Consider the following 4,274-nt stretch of genomic DNA (forward strand, 5'->3'; position numbering starts at 1 on the left):
GTCGAGCAGCAGCACGTCCACATCACCCGCCGCCTCGACCGCGCGCCCGCTCATCGCCAGCACGTTGCGCTGCACCAGCCGGTCCATACCAGCGATGCCGATGGACGAGAGCAGGCCACCGATGGTCGTCGGAATCAGGCAGACCAGCAGCGCGATGAGGACCGGCACGGAAAACACCGTGGCGGAATAAATGCCGAAGGGTTTCAGCGTCACGCAAACGAGCAGGAAAATAAAGGTCAGCGCCGCTAGCAAAATCGTCAGCGCAATTTCGTTCGGCGTCTTCTGGCGTTGCGCGCCTTCCACCAGCGAGATCATTCGGTCAAGAAAGCCGTGTCCCTTGTCCATCGTGATGCGAATGACGATGCGGTCGCTCAGGACGCGTGTGCCGCCGGTGACCGCGCTGCGGTCTCCGCCGCTTTCGCGGATGACGGGCGCGGATTCGCCGGTGATCGCCGCTTCGTCAACGCTGGCGATGCCTTCAATCACGTCGCCGTCGGCGGGGATGACGTCACTGGTTTCGCAAACCACGGTGTCTCCTTTCTGTAATTCCGCAGCGGGGACTTTTTCTTCACGCCCGTTGCGCAGGCGACGAGCGATGGTGTCTTTCCGCGCCTTTCGCAGCGCGTTGGCCTGCGCTTTGCCGCGGCCTTCGGCGACGCCCTCGGCGAAGTTGGCAAACAAAACCGTGAACCAGAGCCAGACCGCGAGTTGCGCAATGAAGGCACGATCGGTCGCAGCTGTGAAAATGCCGACCGTGGTCAACGCCGCGCCCACCATGGTCACGAACATGACCGGGTTCTTGATCATCAGGCGCGGGTTGAGCTTGATGAACGAATCGCCAATCGCCGGCCCGACGATGTTCCAGTCAAAAAGAGAAGGAGATTTCTGCGTCATAAGAGTCTGAAGCAATGGTTAAAACAATCTCCCCTGAAAGTTGAGAAAATGCTCAACAACCGGGCCAAGCGTCAACGCCGGGAGGAAATTCAGCGCGCCGACCAGCAAAATCGTCCCAAGCAGCAACACGACGAACGTGCCGCCGGAAACCGGAAACGTGCCACTGCTCGGCGGCGCAATCTTCTTTTGCGCGAGCGAGCCGGCCATCGCCATTATGGGAATGATCATCAGGAAACGCCCGATGAGCATGGCGATGCCGAGCGTGATGTTATACCACGGCGTGTTGGCGGTGAGACCGGCGAAGGCGCTGCCGTTGTTGCCGGTGCCGGACGTGAAGGCGTAAAGAATCTCGCTCAGTCCGTGCGGGCCTTGATTGTTCAACCCGGCTTTGCCCCAATCGCTCACCACGCCCCACGCGGAGAAGCCCAGGACATCAATCGCGAGGATCAGCAGCGCCAGCATCGCCATTTTGACTTCGTAGGACTGGATTTTTTTGCCGAGATATTCCGGCGTGCGCCCAACCATCAGTCCGGCGATGAACACGGCGAGCACGACGAACACGAGCATTCCGTAAAGCCCCGCGCCGACGCCACCGAAGATGATCTCGCCGAGCTGGATGTTGAACAACGGCACGAAACCACCGAGCGCTGTGAACGAATCGTGCATTGAGTTGACCGCGCCACAAGACGCGTCGGTGGTGATCGTGGCGAAAAGGGCGGAGTTGAAGATGCCGAAACGCACTTCCTTGCCTTCCATGTTGCCATCGGCGGCGGCGATGCCGAGTTGCTGATGAATTGGATTGCCCTTCGCCTCAGCCCACCAGCAAAGCAGCAAGCCCGCCAGGAACAACGTGGCCATCGCGCTCCACACCGCCCAGCCGTGCTTCTGATTTTTCACCATCCGGCCCAGGTAATACGTCAACCCACTGCCGATGCTGAAGATGGAAAGCATCTGGAGAAAGTTCGACAATGGCGTTGGGTTCTCGAACGGATGCGCGGCGTTGGCGTTCGCGTAACCGCCGCCGTTCGTGCCGAGCATCTTGATGGCGACCTGCGACGCCATCGGCCCTTGAACGATGAGTTGTTCGTCTACGGTCTGTTTCTCCATGACTGCCTTGCCGTCAGCACCGAGAACGGTTTCGCCTTTGTCATTCTTCTTCTCGACCGAAATCTTGTACGGCTCGACGAGCCTGGCTTTCGTGTACGGCTTGAAATTCTGAATCATGCCTTGCGACACGAGCACGACGGCGAAAACCACACAGATGGGCAGCAGCAGGTAGTAGGTAACGCGCACGAGGTCCACCCAGAAATTGCCGATGGTCTTGACTGAATGCCGCGCGATACCTCGCACCAGCGCCGCCGCAATGGCGATGCCGGTTGCGGCGGAAACGAAGTTGTGAAATGCCAACCCGACCATCTGCGAGAAATACGACATGGTGGTTTCGCCGACATAGCTCTGCCAGTTCGTGTTGGTCGTGAAACTGACGGCGGTGTTGAAAGCGAGATGCTCGCTGAGCGGGCCAAGGCCCTGCGGATTCAGCGGGAGCAAATGTTGCAGCCGCAGAATCGCGTAAGTAAAAAGACAACTCACCATACTGAAGAGCAACATGGCGAAGGTGTACTGTTTCCAATCGTGCTCCTTGTCCGCTTTGACCCCCATCAGCCGATAGGTGAAGCGTTCGAGCGGGCGTAGCACAGGGTCAAACCACGTCTTGCCGTTGGCATCGAGCACTCGCACGAGAAACAGCCCCATCGGCCTGGTGATCGCCACGAGGGCGACGATGAAAAGGCCGAGTTGCAACCAGCCGGAAGTTTGCACAAGTGGAGTCGGTTAAAATTTTTCCGGCCGGATCATGGCCACGAACAAGTAGATGAACAGCAACAGGGCAATGACGCCCACAATGATATTTTCCATAGGTTTCTCTTACAGTTTCTCGCAAAAGCGGACGTAAAGGCCGCTAAGGACAAAGAACCCAACGACAATTCCAACAAAGATTAAGTCATTCATAATAATCCTTCCGCGGTGCATGTTCAGGCGAGGTCAGGGCGAGAACGTGCCGATTCCCCGCTGGCTGCGGCGTTCTCTGGGTAAACTGCGATCGGAACGGGTCGCGTTTTTGCACCGCGTGAAAGTCAAATCGGACTTTCTTCCGCTGAAAGCGGCCGGTTTGAATATCCTTCGGTGACCCGTTGATGATTTTCACCCGGTCACTGTGACTTCGGGTCCGAACCAGTGGTAGTTAAGTGATGAGCCGGAGTCGTTAAAAAATCGTTAAAATCAAATTGCCCAGCCAGACCATGCCGGCACCGATTTGAGAGCACGCACTGTCGCGAGAGGGGCTAAAGCGCGGCTCGCCCCCAGCCTGAGCTCGCTGACCGCGACCGGCCGAACCACGCACGAACAAACGCCACTTGATCCTTGCGCCGGTTTTGTTCGGCGCACTCACCGGTCACTGATCTTTGATCGAACTGGTGGCGTGGTCTTGAAGCCAGATCAAGTCGCGGTTGTCCTTCATGTTGGTGAACTCACGCTTTTGCCCCTTTTTGAACGGAGGAGTTGTGCGAGGGTCGAGCCACCGGTGGATTTCGGAGTGGCCGTCTGCAAAGGTCAGCCCGCCCGCTCCATTGTGGAAGGTTCCGGGAAAGTTTACTAAAATGGATCCCGAGCCCTTTGTCATGTCGATTGCAAAGTAGCCGTCGTCGATGCTGTCCTCGCGCTCGTCCAGATAAACCAAAGCTTGGGCCGGGGAGAGTCTGGTGAGCTGGGCCGTCTTGGCAAAAACGATAAATCCAAGTTTGGGATCCGGATTCCACGCCGGTGCGTTCGGGCCCATCCAGCCGTTCATGGAAATGCTGCGCACGCGCGGGCGCAAGACGCCACCGTTTTTTACCAGGATCCTGTCCGCCGGGCATTTGTAGGCTCCCGCCGTTTTCGTATACACACCCAATTGGGCGTACTTGGGATCCAGAATCAGGAGGACGTTTGTATTGTCAGGATTGTTGTCATTGAAATCGAGCCAGCCGGAAACCCAGTTGAACGGTCCCTTGACAGACCACAGGTTGCCGGGAATGAAGTCGTCGTTGTCGTGCGCGTACATGATCCAGCCCAGTTGCATCGTTCGAAGATTGTTCAGGCAGTAGATTCCCTGCGCCTTGATTTTCGCTTTGGCCAGGGCGGGCAACAACAGGCCGGCCAGAATGGCAATGATCGCAATTACCACCAGAAGTTCAATCAGTGTGAACGCATCCCGGCGGGAACTAGAAGTGGAGCTGTCCTGAATGGCGGGATTTCGAGCCATAAATAGAGCGTTTTAGGTCGGTCCAGGCACTGCCGCCGATCGAGCCAAACCTATTTCGCCTTCCTCGGCCGTCAACTCTTTT

At 57.4% G+C, this 4,274-nt stretch carries 4 protein-coding genes; all 4 read right to left on the minus strand.

The genetic code is table 11. The annotated features are described in order from the left end of the window. A partial coding sequence (locus tag VN887_12105; GenBank protein ID HXT40746.1) for an HAD-IC family P-type ATPase occupies positions 1-894 on the minus strand: 894 nt, incomplete at its 3' end. 18 nt (positions 895-912) lie between these two features. Next, positions 913-2,712 (minus strand): potassium-transporting ATPase subunit KdpA, encoded by a 1,800-nt coding sequence (gene kdpA / locus VN887_12110; protein ID HXT40747.1) that lies wholly within the window; start codon positions 2,710-2,712, stop codon positions 913-915. A gap of 12 nt (positions 2,713-2,724) precedes the next feature. After that, complete coding sequence (gene kdpF, locus VN887_12115; GenBank protein HXT40748.1) at positions 2,725-2,808, minus strand: K(+)-transporting ATPase subunit F; 84 nt, start codon at positions 2,806-2,808, stop codon at positions 2,725-2,727. A gap of 535 nt (positions 2,809-3,343) precedes the next feature. After that, positions 3,344-4,192 carry a prepilin-type N-terminal cleavage/methylation domain-containing protein gene (locus tag VN887_12120; protein ID HXT40749.1) on the minus strand — a complete coding sequence of 283 codons (849 nt, stop codon included), beginning with the start codon at positions 4,190-4,192 and terminating at the stop codon, positions 3,344-3,346. Positions 4,193-4,274: the final 82 nt, after the last annotated feature.

It is taken from the genome of Candidatus Angelobacter sp. (assembly GCA_035607015.1).
GTDB lineage: Bacteria > Verrucomicrobiota > Verrucomicrobiia > Limisphaerales > AV2 > AV2.

Excerpts from the sequence above, each read along its gene's own strand:
- VN887_12120 (HXT40749.1), bottom strand. The coding sequence starts at position 4,192 with ATGGCTCGAAATCCCGCCATTCAGGACAGCTCCACTTCTAGTTCCCGC.
- kdpF (HXT40748.1), bottom strand. The coding sequence starts at position 2,808 with ATGGAAAATATCATTGTGGGCGTCATTGCCCTGTTGCTGTTCATCTAC.